This window comes from Lyticum sinuosum (genome assembly GCF_034471385.1).
GTDB classification, from domain to species: Bacteria; Pseudomonadota; Alphaproteobacteria; order Rickettsiales; family Midichloriaceae; genus Lyticum; species Lyticum sinuosum.
In genome coordinates, this window is record NZ_JARGYU010000002.1 from 139202 (window position 1) to 162032 (window position 22831).

At 23.9% G+C, this 22831-nt stretch carries 16 protein-coding genes and 2 tRNA genes; 7 read left to right on the plus strand and 11 right to left on the minus strand.

Features of this window, described 5'->3' with window-relative positions:
• Positions 1–79 precede the first annotated feature (79 nt).
• From Lyticum_RS02445 to hflK, 5 genes are all read right to left on the minus strand, one after another.
• Positions 80–2251, minus strand: coding sequence for an isomerizing glutamine--fructose-6-phosphate transaminase (locus Lyticum_RS02445; protein ID WP_322498751.1), 2172 nt, complete (start codon positions 2249–2251; stop codon positions 80–82).
• 78 nt (positions 2252–2329) lie between these two features.
• Entirely contained in the window at positions 2330–2974 is a 645-nt protein-coding gene (locus Lyticum_RS02450) for an alpha/beta hydrolase (protein ID WP_322498752.1), read from the minus strand.
• 33 nt (positions 2975–3007) lie between these two features.
• Positions 3008–6025, minus strand: coding sequence for a leucine--tRNA ligase (locus Lyticum_RS02455; RefSeq protein ID WP_322498753.1), 3018 nt, complete (start codon positions 6023–6025; stop codon positions 3008–3010).
• Positions 6026–6080: 55 nt separating this feature from the next.
• Complete coding sequence (gene hflC / locus Lyticum_RS02460) at positions 6081–7061, minus strand: protease modulator HflC (protein WP_322498754.1); 981 nt, start codon at positions 7059–7061, stop codon at positions 6081–6083.
• Between the two features lie 107 nt (positions 7062–7168).
• Positions 7169–8578: an FtsH protease activity modulator HflK gene (hflK, locus tag Lyticum_RS02465; protein ID WP_322498755.1), complete on the minus strand. Its 1410-nt coding sequence runs from the start codon at positions 8576–8578 to the stop codon at positions 7169–7171.
• A gap of 230 nt (positions 8579–8808) precedes the next feature.
• Here hflK and Lyticum_RS02470 point away from each other — a divergent pair, with 230 nt between their 5' ends.
• The 3 genes from Lyticum_RS02470 to Lyticum_RS02480 all read left to right on the plus strand — a co-directional run bounded on the left by Lyticum_RS02470 (position 8809) and on the right by Lyticum_RS02480 (position 10441).
• Complete coding sequence (locus Lyticum_RS02470; protein WP_322498756.1) at positions 8809–10023, plus strand: P-loop NTPase; 1215 nt, start codon at positions 8809–8811, stop codon at positions 10021–10023.
• Between the two features lie 78 nt (positions 10024–10101).
• Entirely contained in the window at positions 10102–10224 is a 123-nt protein-coding gene (locus tag Lyticum_RS02475) for a hypothetical protein (protein ID WP_322498757.1), read from the plus strand.
• 131 nt (positions 10225–10355) lie between these two features.
• A tRNA-Leu gene (locus tag Lyticum_RS02480) sits at positions 10356–10441 on the plus strand.
• Positions 10442–10750: 309 nt separating this feature from the next.
• Here Lyticum_RS02480 and Lyticum_RS02485 read toward each other — a convergent pair.
• The 5 genes from Lyticum_RS02485 to Lyticum_RS02505 form a co-directional block, all read right to left on the minus strand.
• Positions 10751–12007 (minus strand): sensor histidine kinase, encoded by a 1257-nt coding sequence (locus Lyticum_RS02485; RefSeq protein ID WP_322498758.1) that lies wholly within the window; start codon positions 12005–12007, stop codon positions 10751–10753.
• 204 nt (positions 12008–12211) lie between these two features.
• Positions 12212–13300 (minus strand): pentapeptide repeat-containing protein, encoded by a 1089-nt coding sequence (locus Lyticum_RS02490; protein ID WP_322498759.1) that lies wholly within the window; start codon positions 13298–13300, stop codon positions 12212–12214.
• A 98-nt stretch (positions 13301–13398) separates the two neighbouring features.
• On the minus strand, positions 13399–14634 hold the full coding sequence (locus Lyticum_RS02495; protein ID WP_322498760.1) for an aspartate-semialdehyde dehydrogenase: 1236 nt from the start codon (positions 14632–14634) through the stop codon (positions 13399–13401).
• A gap of 137 nt (positions 14635–14771) precedes the next feature.
• Positions 14772–15704, minus strand: a complete 933-nt coding sequence (gene thyX / locus Lyticum_RS02500) for an FAD-dependent thymidylate synthase (RefSeq protein ID WP_322498761.1) — start codon at positions 15702–15704, stop codon at positions 14772–14774.
• A gap of 24 nt (positions 15705–15728) precedes the next feature.
• Positions 15729–16679, minus strand: coding sequence for a glycerol-3-phosphate acyltransferase (locus Lyticum_RS02505; protein WP_322498762.1), 951 nt, complete (start codon positions 16677–16679; stop codon positions 15729–15731).
• 497 nt (positions 16680–17176) lie between these two features.
• Between Lyticum_RS02505 and Lyticum_RS02510 the strand changes: the two genes are divergently transcribed.
• Positions 17177–18403: a phage portal protein gene (locus tag Lyticum_RS02510; RefSeq protein WP_322498763.1), complete on the plus strand. Its 1227-nt coding sequence runs from the start codon at positions 17177–17179 to the stop codon at positions 18401–18403.
• A gap of 700 nt (positions 18404–19103) precedes the next feature.
• Here the strand turns inward: Lyticum_RS02510 and Lyticum_RS02515 are convergent.
• Positions 19104–20504 (minus strand): phosphoglycerate kinase, encoded by a 1401-nt coding sequence (locus Lyticum_RS02515; RefSeq protein ID WP_322498764.1) that lies wholly within the window; start codon positions 20502–20504, stop codon positions 19104–19106.
• Between the two features lie 220 nt (positions 20505–20724).
• Here Lyticum_RS02515 and Lyticum_RS02520 point away from each other — a divergent pair, with 220 nt between their 5' ends.
• The 3 genes from Lyticum_RS02520 (at position 20725) to Lyticum_RS02530 (ending at position 22806) form a co-directional block, all read left to right on the plus strand.
• The gene (locus tag Lyticum_RS02520; RefSeq protein ID WP_322498765.1) at positions 20725–21507 is read left to right on the plus strand and encodes an MlaA family lipoprotein; all 783 of its coding nucleotides are present in this window, start codon (positions 20725–20727) and stop codon (positions 21505–21507) included.
• A gap of 133 nt (positions 21508–21640) precedes the next feature.
• Positions 21641–21714: transfer RNA gene (locus tag Lyticum_RS02525), tRNA-Arg, on the plus strand.
• A gap of 225 nt (positions 21715–21939) precedes the next feature.
• A complete protein-coding gene (locus Lyticum_RS02530) occupies positions 21940–22806 on the plus strand; it encodes an outer membrane beta-barrel protein (RefSeq protein WP_322498766.1) in 867 nt (288 codons plus the stop codon).
• The last annotated feature ends 25 nt before the right edge of the window (positions 22807–22831 follow it).

The following is a 22831-nucleotide window of genomic DNA, read 5'->3' on the forward strand; positions in this document are numbered from 1 at the left end:
AAATTTTATAATATTAATAATATTAATATTTTTTATACTGAAATATAAATTTTTTGTTTTTAATATTAAATATATTCTTTTATTCTACTGTTAATGATTTTGCTAAATTTCTTGGTCTATCTATATTATTACCTAAGAATATTGTTGCATAACCTACTATAATCTGCATTGCTATTATATAAATAAAACAAGAACTATAAATATCAGCAGAAGGTAATATAATTATATCCTCTGAAATATTTTTAAATCTCTTAGCAGAATTTTCACTTGTTAAAACAATCAAATTACCATTTCTTGCTTTAATCTCTTGTGAAGTACTGATGATTTTTTCCAATGCATTAATTTCTTCATCACAAGCTATAATTACAGCTGTTACTTTTTCATCAATAAGAGCTAATGGTCCATGCTTAAATTCTCCTCCAGCAATATTTTCACATGGAATATAAGTTAATTCTTTCATTTTTAATGACATCTCTAAAGATAATGGATAAGATATTCCACGACCAATAAAGACTATAAGACGAGATTTTATAATTTTTTGTGCAATTTCTATAAATTTTATATTTAATTTTTGATTAGATAATATAAATTGTGATTTATATATTATTGATTCAATAATCTTAAAAAGATTTTGATTTTTTTCTGAAAATGAGTTTAATATCTTAGTATTAAATAAATCAATTTCATTCTCTAGATTTAATTTATTTTTTATATCACTATTTTCATTAATATTATGATTTAATACAATCCAACCAGCTTGAACTCCTATTAGTAATAAAAACATAAGTTGAGCAGTATAAACTTTAGTAGATGCGACTGAATACTCTATACCAGACATTGTATTTATAACATAATCAACATCATTTGCTAATTTTGTATTCATTCTATTAATTAATCCGATAGTTATTGCTTTAGGATCAATTTTTTTTAAATATTTGAATGCTAAAATTATATCAGCTGTTTCACCAGATTGAGAAATAAAAATATATAAAATTTTTTCATTTGGACGAATAGCACTAATTAAAAATTCTGATGCAATTTCTGTTCTACAATTTATTCCTTTAGAAGAAAGTCTATCGAACCAATAATTAGCACAACAAGCTGCATTATATGATGTGCCACATGCTACAAAGCAAACAGAATTAAAAGCTGAAAAATCTAAAGATGATAAAGAACTTATAATTGCAGATGAGTTCTTAGATATATTTTGAATTATATTTTTTGATATATTATTTAAGATATCTGGCTGTTCATTAATTTCTTGCCAAAAATGAGAATTATATAAATTTATTAGATTTATATTATTGAATTCAAAATTATTTTGAATAAAATTGAAGTAATTAGTTTTTTTTTCAATATTAGAATTATTTTGAGTATAAGAATTATATTCAGGATAAAATCTATTATCGAATTTATCAAAACAATATACTTCTTCTGCTATAATTAGTGATTTTTCTCCATCTTTTAAATTATATATTAAATAATCACTATTAGGAAGAGCAACTATATCAGAAACAATATAAATTGATTTACTTTTTTTATCTATTGATAGAATTAGTGGTAATCCTTTACATACTATAACCATACAATTAGGAATAGCAATAGATGTAAAAACAACACTATATACACCTACTGCCTTTTTACATGATAAAGTTACTGCAATATAAAAAAAAATACTTGTAATATTTTTGTTATCAATTTGATTGATATCAATATCAATCATTAAATTTTTATTAACAAGAGCTGCTAAAATCTCAGTATCTGTATCTCCTTCTAATTTTTCATCAATATCATCTATTATTTCATCATAGTTACTAATAATACCATTATGAACTGCACATACAGTTCCTGATAAAATAGGATGAGCATTAGGGAGAGTTGGCTTTCCGTGTGTAGCCCATCTAGTATGCCCTATTCCTAATGAAAATGTATTACTATTATTTTTTTCTGAAAATATTTCTTGTAAACTTGAGCATTTATCTATTTTTTTATAAATATGCCCAATAGTATCTTTAAATAAAGTAATATCAATTTTTTCAGTTTTATTATCTAATTTTTGGCTAAATTTTTTTAAATTTTTTAAATTATCAAGAAATTTATCTATTGTAATTTGTTTATGAGTATTTTTTGTATTATAAAATACAGCAACACCTGCTGAATCATAACCTCTATACTCTAAACTACATAATCCTTTAATTAATCTATCAATTACACATTCTTTAGAATCAAATATTGCAATTATTCCACACATATTTAATATTAATAATTATTTTTAATATTTTTTTTATTTTATATAAAATCTATTAAATTTAATAATTTATAAAAAATTTTATAAACTTAATATTTTTAGTATATTATCAAATGCTATATGTCCAACAGTATGATCAATATTTCTTTCAATGATCAACTTACTATTGAGACCTAAATCTAAAAAAGTATTATGTGCTTCTTCAGATAAATGATAATCTACAATATTATCATTATCTCCATGTGTTATAACGATTGTACAGTCACGAGCATTTTCACTTAATTCATTTTTAAGGTGATGCGAAGCTATGAGAGCTCCAGAGCACATTATTAGACCCATAACATTATGAGTTTTATAACGCATAGCAGCGTGTGCAGCAAGCATTGCTCCTTGTGAAAAACCCATTATATATAATGGGAGATTGGGATTAACAATATTATCCATAAAATTAGTTATAACCGCAGTAGCAGATGTTACACCACGTAACATACTTATTGGATCTCTATTGATTAAACTAAACCATTGATAACCATCTATATTATCACCTTCAAACCGATTTGGAGCATCTGGAGCAATAAAATCTACATTAGGAATATAATTTTGTATTTCTTCTGCAATAGTTAAAATATTTTTACCATTTGATCCATATCCATGTAAAATTATAACCTGCTTATTTGGAGCAACTTTAGATTTTAATTTGTGATAATTAAGTAATTTAGTAGACATAATTAATTATAGAAAATATAAAGATTGTTAATTTTAAATTATTATATTTAATATTTTTTGTGGAATATATATAACTTTTTTTATTATTTTACCGATTTGATTCTTTTCATAATCAAGATTATTAGAATGATTATGATCTTTATTTTTATATATTGTATTTGATAAAGCAGATATATTATCAATCGCAGTTTTTACTATACTTTCTTCAGACATATCAGAATATATAGATATTATTCCCTTTAATTTTCCATTGAGTTGCACAGGTAAGTTTATAATGGATTCATTGATAATTTGTTTATTATAATCTGGCCAATATCTAATTTCTGATAACATGCCGTATATTTCTGTAAATCCAAACATTTCCCAGATTTCTTCTGATAAATGTGGTGTTATTGGTGATAATAATATTATAACAACAATAATTAAAAATATTTTATCAAAGTCAGATTCACAATGAAAATATAGATTGCTTAGCTCTCTTATCTTAGCTATAGCCTTATTAATTTTAAACAATTTTATATCATCACTAACATTAGCAATATAACGATGAATTTTTTTTAGAATATCTGGATTACATAAATTTTTTAGTGTTATTTGCTCAATAAAATAAGATATCTCATTATTAAATGATTTATTAAAAATATTTTTATTATTTAAATATTCTGCCTTTATTTTTAGAGCAATATCAATTAATTTAATTTTTTCGTTTTTTTTACTTAAATCTTCGGCAATTGTATATATTTTATTAAGATAGCGATATGCTCCATCAATACCAGTATTACTCCATTCAAGATTTTTATCTGGCGGAGAATCTGATAGAATAAATAATCTAGCAGCATCAGCACCATAATTATCAATGATATCGTCAGGATTAATTCCATTAAATTTAGATTTACTCATCTTTTCTACTCCTACTGGATACAATTTCCTTGAGGTTTTCTTACATATATAGCTACCATCTTTTTGAATATATGAGTCTTGTCCATTGATCCATTTTCCATTTTCATCTTTGAAAGCCATATTACAGACCATTCCTTGTGTTAGCAAAGATTTAAAAGGTTCAAGTATTCCTCCAATATCATCCTTATTAAAATAACCACATTTGCTCAATGCTCTTACAAAAAATCTTGCATATAATAAATGTAAAATAGCATGTTCTATACCACCTATATACTGATCAACAGGCATCCATTTTTTTAAATCTGATATATTTAAATTTTTTTCATCTTTTTTACTACAAAATCTCAAAAAATACCATGAAGATTCAAAAAAAGTATCAAAAGTATCAGTTTCTCTTTGCGCATTACTGCCACAAATATGACATTTAGTAACACGCCAAGAATCATCGTAAATAAGTGGGTTTCCTGATTTTTCAAAATCAGGATTTTCTGGTAGAAGTATTGGTAGATCAGATCTATCTACAGGAATAGTTCCACATTTTGGACAATATATAATAGGGATTGGACAACCCCAATATCTTTGTCTAGAAATACCCCAATCACGAATCCTATATTTTTTTTTTCCTAATCCAAATCCACTAGATTCTAATTTATTTATAATAAATTTTTTAGCATCTTCTGTTGTAAAACCGTCAATTGGTCCTGAATTAAAAATAATACCAGATTCTATATAAGGAATAGGATTGTATTTATATGTTTTATAATCAATATCTTTATGTAAAGAGCTGATTATTGTATCTGATTTATGATCAGAATTAATATCTTCTTCCTGAGAAGATTGTATAAGAGGCTTTACAACTGGCTTTATTGGCAATTGATATTTGATAGCAAATTCATAATCTCGCTTATCATGAGCAGGACATCCAAATATTGCCCCTGTTCCATAATCTGAGATCACAAAATTGGCAATATAAATTGGTATTAATTTTTGTATGGAATCAGGATACTCATTATAAAACGGATGAATTGCATAAAATCCAGTAAAAAATCCTATTTTTTCTATCTCTTCAGATTTTTTTATTTTTTTATTAATTATTTCATAATATAATTTACATTCATCAATAAATTTTTTTAATTCTTCTGTTTTTTTTAGATTAAATTGGTTATTTAATTTTTTTTTATCTGTTTTTTTTAGATTAAATAAAAAATTATCAATAATAGTAAAATAGCTCTCAATTTTTTTTACTAATTCATGCTCTATAGATATTGCAATAAAACTTGCACCAAATATTGTTTCAGGTTTTGTAGTATAAATAGTTAGTTTATTAAGATTTAAACTCTTTATATTATTTTTTATTTCTATTTCTAACTCTTTTTTTTGATTTTCATTGATTTTATAATCAAAATTATAAAAATTATAAATATTATTTTCAATATTATCAATTGTCAGAATTTCAAAGTCTATCAATGCTCCTTCTGAAACTCCAATCCAATTCTTTTGCATAACTTTGACACTTTCAGGCCAATCTTTTAGGCTATCTAAACTATCACTAAGATCTTCAGCAAAATCAGTTATTTTAAGAAACCATTGGTTTAATTTTTTTTTCTCTATAAGAGCTCCAGACCTCCAACCTCTTCCATCTATTACTTGTTCGTTTGCAAGTACTGTATTGTCAACAGGATCCCAATTAACATCAGATTCTTTCTGATAAGCTATTCCATTCTCTAGAAATGATATAAACATCTCTTGCTCGTGCCGATAATAATCAGGTAAACAAGTAATTTGTTCTCTTTCCCAATCATAAGATAATCCAATACTTTCTAATTGATATCTCATCTGTGCAATATTTCCTATTGTCCAATCTTTAGGAGATAAATTGTTTTCAATAGCAGCATTTTCTGCTGGTAAACCAAATGCATCCCATCCCATGGGATATAGAACATTATATCCTAATGCTCTATGATAACGTGCAGTAACATCTCCAATAGAATAGTTTCTTAAATGTCCCATATGCATTTTACCAGATGGATAAGGAAACATCTCGAGACAATAATATTTAGGAGATGATACATCTTCTTTTGTATAAAATACTTTTTTCTCTTGCCATTTTTGTTGCCATTTTTTTGAAATTTCCTTAAATAAATAAGACATATCAATAAATAAAATATAAAATTAACTAATTTAGTTAGTTAAAAAATAAAAATAATTAATTGTTATTAAACTTTTGTAAATCTTGATTATTTTTAACTTCATTTTTTTTAATTTCATTTTTTTTAATTTCAAAATTAGTTATTATATCAAATAATGGAGCTTCTTTAATATCAATCAATAATATATCATTTTTATTGCTGAAAATTTTATTATACGACTGTAATATCCTATAATAATTATAGAATTCCTTACCACTGTCTCCATTTTTCTCAACAGCTTCTAGAACGATTTTTGCTGCTTGACTCTCACCATCTCCTCTTATACCATTAGCTTGTTTTTGTGCTTCAGCTAGCATAATGACTTGGTCCCTTTCTGTTTGAGCTTTAATTATATCTCCTTCTTGTTTACCTTGTGCTCTGATTTCAGCAGCTTCTTTTGTACGATCTGTTTCCATTCTTCTATAAACAGCCATACGTGCTTTTTCTGGAAGACCTATTCTCGTTATTCTCATATCAATAAATTGAACTCCAAAATCCTCTACTTGTTTAGTAATAATTTCGCTTATTTTTTCCATAATAACTTCTCTTTTACTCCCAAGAACATCAGCAAAAGAAAAAGTTCCTATAACTTCTCGTATTGTTGATTCAAAAATTGAACTTAAGCGAGCTTTAAATGCTGACTCAGTATAAACAGTCTGGTAAAATCTAGCAGGATCTGAAAGTTTATATTTTGCAAAAGCTTCAATTCTCATAGTTTTTTGATCACTTGTTACTAATTCATTTGCATCACTGGCTTTAAAATTAATATTTTGTATTCTATTATCAAAATATATTATATTTTGAATAAATGGGATATGAAATTTTATACCTGGTTCTTTTTTTATAGAGATAATATTCCCAAATTGTGTAACTATTACCATTTGACGTTGATCAACAATATATGAAGATATTGCCATAATAAATAACAACATAGCAAAAATAGTAATAATCTTTGAAAATTGAGATTTTCCTTCTTTTAACTTATTATTTGAAAGCATTTGATTATTTATTTTATATGATATTAAAATATAATTAGATTATAAAATTATAAAAAATTTCTATTAAAAAATTAGATTTTTAATTTATTTTATTAAATTTTTGAGTATCATGATTGATTATTATTGACTTTTTTATGATCTGATACATCATTTTTTTCACTTAACAAAGTAGATGTCTTAATGTTATCATTATTACTGATCTCAAACCCTATATCTTTTTGATTGAGAAGTAATGGGACTATAGGAGTAAGATTATGGGGATTATTGCTTGAAGATTGTGAAATAATTTTATTTTTTATATTACCATAAAAATTTTCCATACTTTCTATATATAAGTTATTTTTTATAATATCTGGATTTTTCTTAAACTCTTTATACATTGCATTATAACGCATTATATTTCCAATTGCTTCATCTATCTTGGCAATCTTATAAGAATTAGCTTCTTCTATTTTTGCTTGAGCTTCTGCTTTTGTTCTAGGAATAACAGAATTTCTATAAGCAGTTGCTTGATTTATAAACCTTTCCTTATCTGCTTTTGCTGATTGAATATCACGATAAGCATTTCTAACCTCTGGTGGAACATAACTATATAATATTCCAAGTGAATGAACTTCTATTCCAGCTTTATATTTATCTAGTATATTTTGTAGTATTTTTTTTGCAGATTCTTCAACTTTTTGTCTTTTTTCAGATAAAACATCATAAAGTTTAGTAGTTCCTACAACTTCTCTCATAGCACTTTCAGCTGAAAATCTAACAGTATTCTCCCCATAACTATCTCTTATATTAAAAAGATAATCTTTAGCATCTTTTATTCTCCATTGAACATAAAAATGCATATCTACAATATTTTCATCACCAGTTAGCATTTGACTCTCTTCAATAATACTATTGTTGATCTCATCTTGACTAATACCTAAATCACTATCATTTTCATTATAAAAATCATTTTGTTCATTATTTGATGATGAAAATTTAGATTGAACTGAATTATTATCATCTAAATTTGGTATCAGTTTTTTCAATGAAACTAATTTTTGTTCAACTTTAGATTTAGAATTTAAATATTTATTATAAGATGAAATATTAGTACCTTGTTTTAGTCCTATAGATTCTTTTTGCATTCTTGTAACACTAACTTTTTCAATAGTTTCTATAGGATCTGGGAGTTTCCAATTTAATCCAGATGTACTAGTACGATTATACTTTCCTAATAATAATACGACTCCTTGTTCATCAGGATTAACAGTATAAAATCCAGTTGATAACCATCCAATTATTAATCCAACAACTATGATTTTTATATATTTTATATTGTTATTTTTTTTATCTTTTTCTGGAAAAATGTTCCAAAAATTTTTTTTATCATTGTTAAAACTTTTGGATTCGTTATTATCATTATTATTAGTAGTATTTTTTTCAGCCCACGGATTTTCAATATTAAAATCAGTGTCTACTTTTTTTTCTGGATAAAAAATTTTCTTTAATGTATTAATTGTATCTAAAATTATCATTGAAAATAAAAAATTTGAAATAATTAAATTTTTATTTATTGTCTTATCAAAGATGTGTTAAAAGTGCTATATATTTTATATATATATTATATTCTATATACTATATAATACATACTAAATACATACTATATAATGCACTATAATAAATCTTTATTATAAGTTTTACTATATAAGATATTCTTTATCAAATAAACCTTTATTCTAAATAAAATTACTTACTCTTATAAAAATTGATATCAGAAATAAAAAAATCATTGCATAATTACGATCTGCAAAATAAAACTAATCTTTTAGATGGATTAATTGATATAAAAATATCTAATAGTGGTATTATTTTATTTATAAATCCACAAGTGTTAAATTTTGATTCGGTAGAAAGTATTGAAGAAGAAATTACAAATGATTTTGTGGCAGATTTATATAAAAACACAGTATTATTTTTTCTTCAGAACAAATTTAGTATACTTGAAAATGAATTACATATTGTATTTATTGCCCAATTAGTACAAAAAATAGAATATAATAGTAAAAATATCTCATTGAATACTACTTCTGAAAATATAGAATCAAAAGATTTAGAAGAAAATAATAAATCATCCCATCAAGAAAAATCTAAATTAAAAACATCTTTTAAGAAAAATTATAAAAATGATATACCGGGAGTTGAAAAAACTATAGTAATTTTTTCTGGTAAGGGTGGAGTTGGAAAATCAACACTTACAGCTTTATTAGCATATTCTTTTGAAAGTATTGGAAAAAGAATAGCTATTTTAGATGCTGATATTCACGGGCCATCTATGGGTAGAATGATTGGAATAAAAGAAGAGCCGTTAATAAAAGATAATGTCTTTATACCTCCCACACGTGGATTTATAAAGATTATGTCTAGTTCTTTTTTTAGCTCAGATCAACCATTAATATGGAGAGGTCCTATGATAAGTAACATGTTACATCATATGCTATATAATACTGAATGGAGATGGAGTAATTTATTTAATTGGAAAAATTCAGAATATATGATTATAGATACTCCTCCTGGAACTGGGGATCTTCATTTAAGTTTAATTAATAATTATAAAATAGATGCTACAATTTTGATATCCACAAATCAGGAAGTTGCTATTGATGCAATGCATAAATCTATGCAAATGTTAAGAAAATTAGATGTAAAGATAATAGGAATAGTTGAAAATTTATTCTCTTCAAATAAAGAAAAATTAACAAATGATTTATCAAATGTTGAAAAATATGCAAAAGAATATAATATTCAATATTTAGGGAAAATTCCATTTATTGATTTTATTTGGCATAACTTAGATCAAGGATTATCACCATTAAAAACTAATAAACTAATGTATTTTAGAAATTCAATATATAAAGAAGAATTAAAAATTCTTTCTGAATCTATTCTTCATATAATAAAAAATATAATGAGAGAAATCTAAATATAAATTATAATAAAATTTTAATATAATAAATTATAATATATTTTTGTAATATAAAATTTTAATATATATATTTATATGAATAACTTAAATGAAAAACTAAATAAATCAGATAAAATAATACAGAAAAATAAAAACTTAGCAAAACAAATGAAAGCTAATATTTTAAGAAGAAAACAAAGAGATCAAAAAAATGGCTAGAGTTAAATAAAAAAAATATTTATATTATTAAGTCATATTGACATATATAATATTATAGAATATATTTTTTTTAAACTTATTTTATATTTAGTATTAACTTAACAAGTTAAACTTACTAAATTATATATATAGTGGCCGTGGTGGAATGGTAGACACGCAACGTTGAGGTCGTTGTTCCGGAAACGGATTGAAAGTTCAAGTCTTTTCGGCCGCACCAGACTCTTAGAAATACTAAAATAATAATAAAATATTGAAGTTATATAACTTATATAACTCTTTTTGAGAATAATCATATAATTTTGTATTGATACTTATATGATTGAAATTATTATATAAATTCTGATCAGCTTTTTAGCAATATTTTATTTCTTATTAGATTACTATTATTTTCTAATTAAAATATAGTAAATATAATTAAAATATAGAAAAATATAAAATAATTGATATATTTATCATAAAATAAATAAAAATCATATAATTTTGTATTTAATTTTAAATTAAATTTTAAATTTTAATTTTATTCAAATTAGTCCTCTTCAGGGAATTTTAATATAAATTCACTAAAAGATCCATATTCTGATTTACATTTAATACTACCACCCATAGATTTCATAACAGAATCACAAAATGCTAATCCTATACCAGTACCTATATTTCTATTACTCGTATAATACAATTTAAAGATTTTACTTAATTCTTTTGGTTCTATTCCAATTCCATTATCACGGAAATGAAGATGATTATTTTCAAGCCAAATACTAATTTTCGCTTCACTTCCACTATATTTAATAGTATTGCGAATTAAATTATATAATATATGTTTTACAAGTTGTTTTGATCCAGCAAAAAAAAAATCATCACTAGTATCATAAACAACTCTAAGTCTTTGTTCTTGAGTAAAACCATAACCATCTATTGCTTCTTCTATTACTTCAGAAATTTTCCAGAAATTATTATTTTCTAACATATCATTTCTTAATGAGAATAATAATATTTCAACAACTTTTGATGCTTCTAAAGCCGTTCTATTAAAGTTTTGTGGTAAAATTTCAAGCATCATTTTATAATCAGAATCATTTATTATAATATTATGTACTATCTCTCCATCTTCATTTATCAATGATTTATCTTTTGCAGATATTACTTTTGATATTTCATTATAAGTATTAGAAAGCATTCTTATAGCAGCTAATGGACTGTTAACTTCATGAGCTATAGCTCCACTAAAAAGCTGTAACATCTCAATTCTTTCGATCTGAACATCTTCCTTATGTCGCATAAAGAGTATTATAGAAAGTAATAAAAATGCACATAAATAAGCAAATGGATAAATATTATTAGAAGGAAGTTGAATCGGTGGAAAACTTGATAATTTGATATAATATATAGTATAAGCAAAGCTTATTCCTGATACCATCAATATTACAAAAACTAACCAACTGACTAGCATTATTAGCAAAAGTAATGATAAAGCAGCATTCAACAACCAACACTCTTCTGCTCTTGTTATAAATGCTGTATACGAAGAAAGAAATGGTAAACAAAACCATAAAGTCATATACCAATATAAAGGATAACAAATATCTCTTATCTTTCTTGGCCAATAATCTACTGTACATAATCCAAAACATAGCATTATCGCTATTATCCTTAATATTATAAGAACATCATTTAATGTTACCATAATATTAACAATAAACATTGGAGCAACATAATTTAACATGGAAAAAACGGCAAAGGTATACCTTTGACTGCCATCCCTGTTAACTTGTTGCTGTGACAATTCTATAAATTTATTAAATATTAAGAGTACATAACAAACTAATCTCTTAATAAATAGATTTATATTACCAAATGGCACAAATATAAAAAATGTTGCGCATTAAAATTACGCTCATTAAACAATTAATAATTAAACAATAAAGAATTACTTATTTTTTATATAAATTTTTTATATAACTATTAGTTGATTTAACTAAATAAAAAATTACTGATTCTCTATATAACTATTAGTTGATTTAACGATATTATATATAGATGGTTGTGATACATTACTACCCCAAAAAACATCTTTAACATTAATTTGATGTATTTTTGATTTATTAAAGTCACAATTAACTATATTAACACGATTAAATTTACTATCAGTTATTTCAGCATCACTAATTTTAGTATCGTTTAATAATGATAAATAAAATGTAGTTTGATTTATTTTTACAAAGCTCATATCAGATGATGAAATTAATGTATTATTTATTGTTGATATTTCAAAAATTGTTCCATAAAAATACCCAGATTCTATAATAACTTTTTCTATAGTAGAAGCTTTAATTATAGCTTTTGATAAATTTACTCCAAATAAATCAGAATTATTAATATCTGTTTTTAAAATTTGAGATCTATTCATTTGAGCATTGCGTAAAGAAGAATTTTTTATTTTTACTTCTATTAGTTTAGTGTTGACTAAACTTGTTGAAGAAAAATCACTATTTTCTATATATGTATTATTTACCACAGAATTGTCAAATGTTGAGTACGTTAAATTAGAACTTATGAATTTTGTATTACTAAAATTACTTTTGTCAAGAGTTCCATCTATAATACTGCTATTTTTTATGATTGATCCTGAGAAATTTGCTCCCTCTGCAAAAACATCATCTAAAATTACATTATCTAATTTTATATTTTCAAGATTTGTATATGCTATGGATGATTGACTCCAATCACTATATTCAGAAATAACATTACTTAAATTTGACCCTTCAAGAAAAGCTCCTCTCATTCTTGTTCTATACATTTTACACCCAGACATGTTCATTTTTTGTAAATTAGCACCAGACAGATCTAAATCTGAAAGATCAATATTACTTATATTACTACTGCCTAGGTCTGCAGAAATATTAATCATATATCCGTTTTTTGATTGACTATTTATATAATTTTCAATATCTTTTCTAGTTAAAACTATAACTTTATTACTTTTTGTATCAGAATTAAAAAAATCTAAAAACCAATTAGAAATATCAGAAAAATCAGCAAATACTGGTTTTAATTCTATTATTGTAAATAAGAACATAAAATATAATAATATTTTATACATGTGTATTTTACAATAACTTCATTAAAACTGCTAATGTAATCTATTATACTACATAAATCAATACTATTCAATTTTTATAAATGTGTTGTAATTAATTTTTCAGCAATTTGTAGCGCATTTAATGCTGCCCCTTTATATAAGTTATCACTTACTATCCATATATTGAAAGCTTTAGAATTACTATAGTCAGGTCTTAGACGTGAAACATAAACAAAAGGTAGGGATACGCAATCAATTGGCATAATATAATTTGTTGAATAATTATGATCAATATCATGTGATATAATCACATCCTTATTGTTTTTTATAACATCAGCTATTTCGTCTATAGATGGAATATTTTCTACTGAAAGTTCAATATTTGCAGCAATACTATGACCAAAAAAAACTGGAACTCTAACGCAAGTTGCAGAAATACCTATTTGAGAACATAGAATTTTTTGTATTTCATTTCTTATTTTTTCTTCTTCTTCTGTTTCTCCATCTGATAAAATTTCTCCAACTTGAGGAATAACATTAAATGCTATTTTATGTGGTAATACTCCTGAAAACTCATCAGATTCTTCATAATTTTCATTTTCTTCTTCAATTTTTTTATTAGAAGTTTTTTTACAATTTTCATTGTAATTTTCTTGATTGAAATTATTTTCATCATAATTTTCTTGATTGAAATTATTTTCATCATAATTTATATCATCATTATTATTTAAGTTTTCTTCATAATTCTGCGTAATATCATCACGTGTTTCTTCAAAAAGTTGACGAATTGCTCTGTTACCTTTTCCTGAAACTGATTGATAAGTTGATAAAATAATTCTTTTAACTCCATAAATTTTATTAAGTGGATGTAATACATCAACTAAAGGTGCAACTATACAATTTGGATTAGATATAATATATTTGTTTTTATATTGTGATATACATTCACTATTAACACTTGCAACTACTAATGGTATATCATCATTCATACGCCAATATGAAGAATTATCAATAACAATACAACCAGCTAATGCTGCTTTTGGTGCATATTCTGATGATAATTTACTTCCTATAGAAAAAATTGCAATATCTACTTTTTCAAATGAGAAAGTCTCAAGATCCTCAACTATTAACTCCATTGGTGGATCATATCCAAAATTTAATTTTGTTCCTGCTGATCTAGATGAAGCCACAGCATATACATTGTCAAATGGAAAGCTTCTTTCAATTAAAAGATATAATAAAGTTGCTCCAACAGCACCAGTTGCTCCTACAATAGCTATATTATATTTTTTAGATTCATTTATATCATAATCTCTATCATAATTCATAATATTACAGTTTTATTTATTTTTATTAGTATATAATAAACTTTTATTTTTTTGATGATTTATTAATAAAATATTTTATTTATTATTATTTGATTATTTTTTAACTAATTTTAATTAATTATCATAATTAATACTAATTATTTTATAATAATATCTTCTAGATTAAAATACTCACATATATCATTCCATTCTCTTTTTGATATTCCACTTTCAGAGAAAGTTATATCTTCTCCTTTAATTTGTTTTTTTATAAAATTCAATGCATTTTTAGAAAAAGATTTACTTTCTAATCTGTAATTTATAAATGCTTCATATGTGTGAGGAACCCATTTCTGCACAATTTCTAGTATTTTTTGTGCATAAATTCTAATTTCATATTGGGCATGATTATGCGTTCTTAAATATAAAAAATGTAATAAATTATGAAGATCTATCTTCCAATACCACTGAGTATAATAATTCAAATTTAAATTCATTCTAGATAATTCTCTTGCTATTCCAGATTTATTAGGATCTATTTTTTCTGTTGTATTTTCATTAATATTCATTAATTGGAGATAATTATCATAACAACGATTAGCATCATTTTTTAATATATCAATAACAAATTCAATTTCTTCTTCTTTTAGATTAGAATTTGATACTCTACATTGTTTATTGTTTGTAGATTGAGATGATATATTTTCTTTAGAAGGTAAATAAAATTCTCTATCTAAAATCGAATAACGCGCGGAATATTCATTTACATTAGCAGTTCTATGCCTAAGCCATTGACGAGCAACAAAAATAGGAGCTTTAATGTGAAATTTTATTTCACACATTTCAAATGGGCTTGTATGATGATGTCTCATCAAATATGAAATAAGTGCCTTATCAGCATTGATTTGAGTTGTTCCCTTTCCATAAGAAACACGAGCTGATTGTACGATAGCATTATCATCCCCCATATAATCAATAATTCTTATAAAACCATGATCAAGAATAGGAATTGTTTGATTTATAATAGCTTCTATTTCTTGGACTGTTGAACGTTTTGTACTGAAAGTACTATTATCTTGATTATTTGTCATATTTAACTATTCACAAATATTGTGTTATTTTATAATAATTTTTTTTTCTTCCCCAGATAGAATTCTTTTTATATTTTCTCTATGCGAATACATTATAACAGCTGGTACAATTAAAATTCCTAAAATATCTGGAAATAATCTCCATACCATAATATCTGTAATATTTTCAATATTATCTTTAATTTTATATATATTTATAAATAAACTAAAGATTGATATACAACTTAAAGATATTGATGATATAATTGAAGCTAGAGAAACAATTTTTTTAATAAAAAAAGTTGATATCCAAATAAAAATAATTAATGATAAAATTTTTAAAGGCAATAATATTATTGCACTTCCTAACATAACAGAAACTCCTTTTCCTCCTTTAATATTTGGAAATATTGGAAAAATATGAAAAATAGTAACTAATATCATTATTAAAGTAGTATTTAAATTATTCATGATTATTTTTTTTATTATCAATGGATATTCATGTAGATGGAAAAAAACATACTGAGTATGAAAATCATATATATATCTTAAAATATATAGCATAATATATGTTAATCCTATCCCTTTAATAACATCAATAGAAAAGGTTAAAACAGCTAATTTAATACCTCCAACTCTTAACATGTTGGTTGCACCAGTGTTTTTTGATCCTTGATTCACTAATACATCTCCTATTCCATAAATATAAGCTATAATTGGTCCACCACATATAGAACCTACAAAATGTATTATTATTAATATAAAAGATAAAAATGAATTAGAAGTTATATACGAGACTATTGTATAAATAATAGTTTGCAATGCAATAACAGATACAATAATCAAAGAAATAACTTTGATATTTGATTTATAATTATGATTCTCCGGTTTTCTCAATTGATTACTTTTGATTAATTTAATATATAAAAACTTCATTATTAATCTAGCTAAAATAGCATATAATATAATTAAAGTAATAACTCCTACAAAAATCATTTTTTAAGTTGATAGAATTTAGAAAAAAATATAGAAAAATTTAAATATATCTAAATAAAAAATATAGCAAGAATTTTTATTAATTTATTTTCCAGATATAATTAGTTGGATTTAATCCAAAACAATATTTTATTATAAAGCTAATAAAATTTAAATAAAAAAAAATATTATAAATAAAAAAAAAGATTATAAATTCTATTTTTAATCAAAAATAACTAAAAATAACTAAATTTACATAAAAAACTAAAAATTAGACTAAATTAACTTAATTTGAGCAATTTTATCATATAAATATTTTAAATAAAAATCATAATAAATTATAATAAATCATTAAAATAATAAAATAAATTATTAAAAATAATACTTCCAGGATATAAAAGTAAAATTATAATACAATCTGATTTTATTATCTTTGATATAAATTAAGGTGATAGATCATTTATTAATTTAATAAATTTTAATATTTTTTATATCAACATTATTTAATATATTTTTTTATGTTTAATAAAATTTCAAATATATCTAATGTATTTAGTCGTTCTCAAAATAAAAGTTTAAATGAAGAAATGCATGATAATTCTTATTTTTATAATATAGGAAAACCAGTATGGTCTGGAAAAAGTTATATTGATTTGGCAAAAAATGGATATTGTCAAAATGCTATAGCATATCGTACTATTGATATGTTAGCTAAAGCTGCTGCAAGTATACCACTAAAACTTTATAAGGAGATAAATGATGGAGAAATGATCCCCATTACAAATCATAAAATAATCAATATACTACGCTCACCTAATCCACTTCAGGGTTGTAAGGAATTTTTTGAAGCTCTATATACTTCTTTATTGATAAGTGGAAATGTATATATTCTAGGTATTTATAAAAACAATCCAAAAAATATATTACAAGAAATTTATTTATTGAGACCTGATAGAGTTCAAATTATCGTCAATAATAATAAAATTCCATATGCTTATCGTTATACAGTAGATGGTAATAATATTGATTATCCAATAGATCAGAGAAATGATGTTTGTAAAATTTTACATTTACGTAATTATCATCCTTTATCTGATTGGTATGGATTATCTCCTCTTGAAGTAGCAAGCTTTAGTATTGATCAACATAATCAAGCAAGTGCTTGGAATCAATCTCTTCTTCAAAATGGTGCACGCCCAAGTGGTGCAATAATTGTCAAAAATGCTCAAGGACAAGGATGTAGATTAAATCCTGAACAATTTTCTCAGCTAAAATCAATGTTCGATGACATATATTCTGGATCAAAAAATGCTGGAAGACCTTTACTTCTTGAAGGAGGTCTTGAATGGAAAACAATAAGTATGTCACCACATGATATGGATTATTTAGAATTAAAAAATTCATTAGCACGTGAAATAGCATTAGCATTAGGTGTTCCATCTCAGCTTTTAGGTATTCCAGGAGATAATACATATAGTAATTTAAGTGAAGCTAGAACTGCAATGTGGGAGCAGACTATATTACCAATGGTTGAAAAAATAATATGCTGTTTACAAAACTGGTTTATAAAGCATTTTAACGATGAATCAATACGTATAGTTTGTGATATAGATAAAATAAATGCTTTACAACCAAAAAGAGAAATAATATGGGATAAACTTAAAAATAATAATTTTATGACTATCAATGAAAAACGACAATTTGTTGGTCTATCAGAAGTTGATAATGGAGATATATTTAATTAACTTTTGTATTTGTATTTTTATTATTTTTTTCTAAATTACCGGTTTTATAATGTAATTAATATACAATTTTAATTATTGTTTTGTAATGTAATTAATATACAATTTTAATTATTGTTTTATAATGTAATTAATATACAATTTTAATTATTGTTTTGTAATGTAATTAATATACAATTTTAATTATTGTTTTATAATGTAATTAATATACAATTTTAATTATTGTTTTGTAATGCAATTAATATACAATTAATCATTGTTTTATAATGTAATTAATATACAATTTTAATTATTGTTTTGTAATGCAATTAATATGCGATTAATCATTGTTTTATAATGCAATTAATATGTAATTAATCATTGTTTTGTAATGCAATTAATATGCAATTTTAATTATTGTTTTGTAATGCAATTAATATGTAATTAATTATTGTTTTGTAATGTAATTAATATACAATTTTAATTATTGTTTTATAATGTAATTAATATACAATTAATCATTGTTTTGTAATGCAATTAATATGTAATTAATCATTGTTTTATAATGTAATTAATATACAATTTTAATCATTGTTTTATAATGTAATTAATATACAATTTTAATTATTGTTTTGTAATGCAATTAATATGTAATTAATCATTGTTTTGTAATGTAATTAATATACAATTTTAATCATTGTTTTGTAATGTAATTAATATACAATTAATCATTGTTTTGTAATGCAATTAATCCTGGTAATTCATCTTCTATCCACATCATAAAAGCACCTCCAGCAGTTGAACAATATGTAAATTTTTCAGCATATTTTCCTAATGCGGCTATCGTATCACCACCTCCTGCAATACTCGTTAAGGCTCTATGAGAGGTTTCTTGAGCTACTATATTGGCAACACTATCTGTTCCATTAGACAATTCAGGAATTTCATATCTCCCGAGAGGACCACACCAAATTAAAATATTTGCTTTTTTTATAATAGAAATAACATTTTTTATAGTTATTTCGCCTATATCTCCTATTTCTCCTGATATATTATCCTCTGAAAATTTATGTATATAATCTTTTTTTATTATATCTGTTGTATTTATTGTAGTACTTTCAACAACAGTATTTTCAACAACAATATAATCTTGAGGAAGGATTATTTTTGCTTTGCTTTTTAGATAAATTTCCATTGCAAAATCAATCATTTCTGGTTCATAAAAAGAAGATCCAATTTTTTTTCCTAAAGCAATAGAAAATGTATTAGCAATAGCTCCACCTAATATAATATAATCTAATTTTTGGCTTAGATTTTTGATTAAGGGTAATTTTGTTGTTATTTTTTTTCCACCTATAATAACTACAGATATATTAAATTTATCATTAAAAGTATTATTATTATCTTTTATTTTATTATCTAATATAGAGGTTTTATTAATATATTGAATTTTTTTAGATTCCATATTACGTAAATGACCAACATATTTATCAAGTAATAATAATTCTTGCTTTAAAGCTAATCCTCCATATGATTTATTAGGAAAAAAAATAGGAAGAGAACAAATTGATGCATGATGTCTATGAGATACAGAAAAAGCATCATTCACATAAATAGAATCTTCATTTTGACTGAGTTCTGATATTTTTTTTGCAAAATTTAAATTATTTTCAATTTCTCCACTATAAAATCTAATATTTTCTAATAAATATAAAGAATTATTAAAATCATAAAATTGCAGTGATTTTTGTTTCTTTATATTTTGTGTATTAATTAGAATTGTTTTTGCTGCTTTATCTAATTCATATGGTAAAATATTAACATTAATTTGATACTCATTTTCTATATATTTTAATATTTTTTTTAAGGAATAATCAGGATTTATAGAAGTTGGTTGTCCAAAATGTGAAATAAGAACAACAATATATCCAAGCTTAAGGAGTAATAAAATAGTCTCTTTATTCTGTTTAATTCTTGCTACTGATAGTGGAGAATTTGTTTCTCCAATTGGTATATTAAAATCAACTCTTGTAAAGGCTATAGGATGATTTATAGAATTATAGTTAATAAATTTTGAAATTTCGTCAATAAATTTAATTTTTTTTTGATTATATAAATAATACATATTTTTTAATAATTAAAAATTAATTACTTTATACTTTTTTTGTACTTTTTTTTAATATAATTTTGTACTTTTTTTAGTATAAATATACTCATTGTAACTTTATTATATTAGTTAATTAATATAATTTTATTAAGATAAATGTTTGCTAAATAAATAGATTATAATGTAATATTACCTTCGATAAGAATTTCAATATTTTTTAGTAAGTGCTAGGTGAAAAATGAATTTTAATATAAAATCATTAAATAAAATTATAATTGTATTTATAATTATATTTATCAAGACTATACATATAGATATAAATTCAGCTAGAGCTAAAGATTTAACTAATAATAAGGAAATTTTGATGAGTGATAATCCGTTTGCAACGGATGATAAATGTTATATTTACAGTCAAACATTAATTTCTGATATTCCTGATCCATGGGAAAAATATAATCGTAAAATTTGGATTTTTAATAAAAAATTAAATAGATTTATTGTTATTCCAATTATAAAAGTTTATCGTGGTGTACTTTTTCATCAAAATATGAGGGATGGGATGTCTAATTTTTTAAATAATTTAAATGAGCCACTTTATATGTTAAATTATTTACTCCAAGGAGAAATAAGAAGCTTTTTTTCTTCTTTTAATCGTTTTATTTTAAACTCTACGGTAGGTATTTTAGGATTTAGTGATTTTGCTTCAAAACATGGATTAAAACGTCAAAAATCTACTTTTGGAGATACTTTTTTAAAATTCGGAGGAAAACAATGCAATTATATTATACTTCCACTACTTGGTCCACATAGTATGACTCGAGCTATCGGATTAGGATTCGATATTGCTTTTTATCCTATTGATATTTTAGTCTCAGAAACAATTACATCAACTTTACTTGGGTTAAATATAATAAACATTGGAAATAATGTTTTAAATAAGGAATATGATCAATTGAACTTTATAGATGATTATTCAGTGGTAAAATCTACATATACTCAATATTATACTTATAATTATTAATAGTTCTTTGCAAGAATATTATCATTTGCATAATAATTTTTATTATGAAGGAAAATTTTGGTAATATAATCAATAATCATGTTTTTTACTTAATTTGACATTATATATTAACTATGTGTAAATTAAATTCTTAGTTCTCGTAGCTCAGTAGGATAGAGCAATGGATTCCTAATCTGTAGGTCACAGGTTCAATTCCTGTCGAGAACACAGAATTTTTATTATCATTTATATTTATCTATATAGTATAAATATTTTTATATATTTTTACTAACTGATATTATATTTTGTTGTAAAGCAACTACAGTAAAATCTTATAATTTACATATAAATGTAATATTTACTTTTATAATACTATTTAAAAAGTCTATAATTATTTATAGGTCTTATAGATCGATTTTATCTATTTAATTATTTTTTCACATTTTTACACATATGAGTAAAAAAAATCTAAAAATTTTAGCAATTGCCGCAGTTGCATTTGCTACTTCAAATCCAGCTTTTGCAGCTGTTGGTGATGCATGTAAAATGACTTTCAGTGCAGGTGGAGGATATGCTATGTCAGAAAAACAAGAATATAAATTTTCTCATAGTGCTGATACTATGGCAAAGATAGAAGCACAAAATACAGCTGCTATAACATTCAGTGATGTAATGTATACAGCTAATGGAGGCAATAAAGGGTATTTTGGAGAAATTGGAGTTGGTTATTATATTAATGATAATGTAAATCTTGGAGTTTCATTCGGATTTACTCCTAAATCTCTTGCAAAAAGCAAAACTCAATCAAAAGATGGGTATGGATATTCAGAATTAAAGACTGTTTCTTATAATGGAATGTTAAGAGCGAAATATGATTTCATTATTTCAGATTCTTCTATTAGTCCGTTTATTGAAGGAGCAGCTGGTGTAGAACAAAATGAAGTTACATTAGAAAAATTTAACGTTGATCCTGCAAGCATCATTTCTAATGATACTAGAGCTGTTACATCTGATAAAATTGTTAAATCTAGTACTTCTACTTATTCATTAGCTCAAAAAGATGCAAAAATGAAAAAGAAAACTTCTGCTCGTCTAGAATTAGGTGGTGGTGTTCAATATATAATGGGCAATACAAGATTAAGTGCTGCTTATATAGTTGGATATTCACAAGGAGCATCACAAAAAAGTGATGAACAATTTATATCATATCCAAAAATTTATGCTGCAGCTGGAACTGATAGTGCTTTGGCTATTAAGTCATTTAAAACTTCTGATACCTTTACACAAATGTTCAGAATTAAAATGGACTATGTGTTCTAATTCTTTTTGAATTACAAAAAAAATT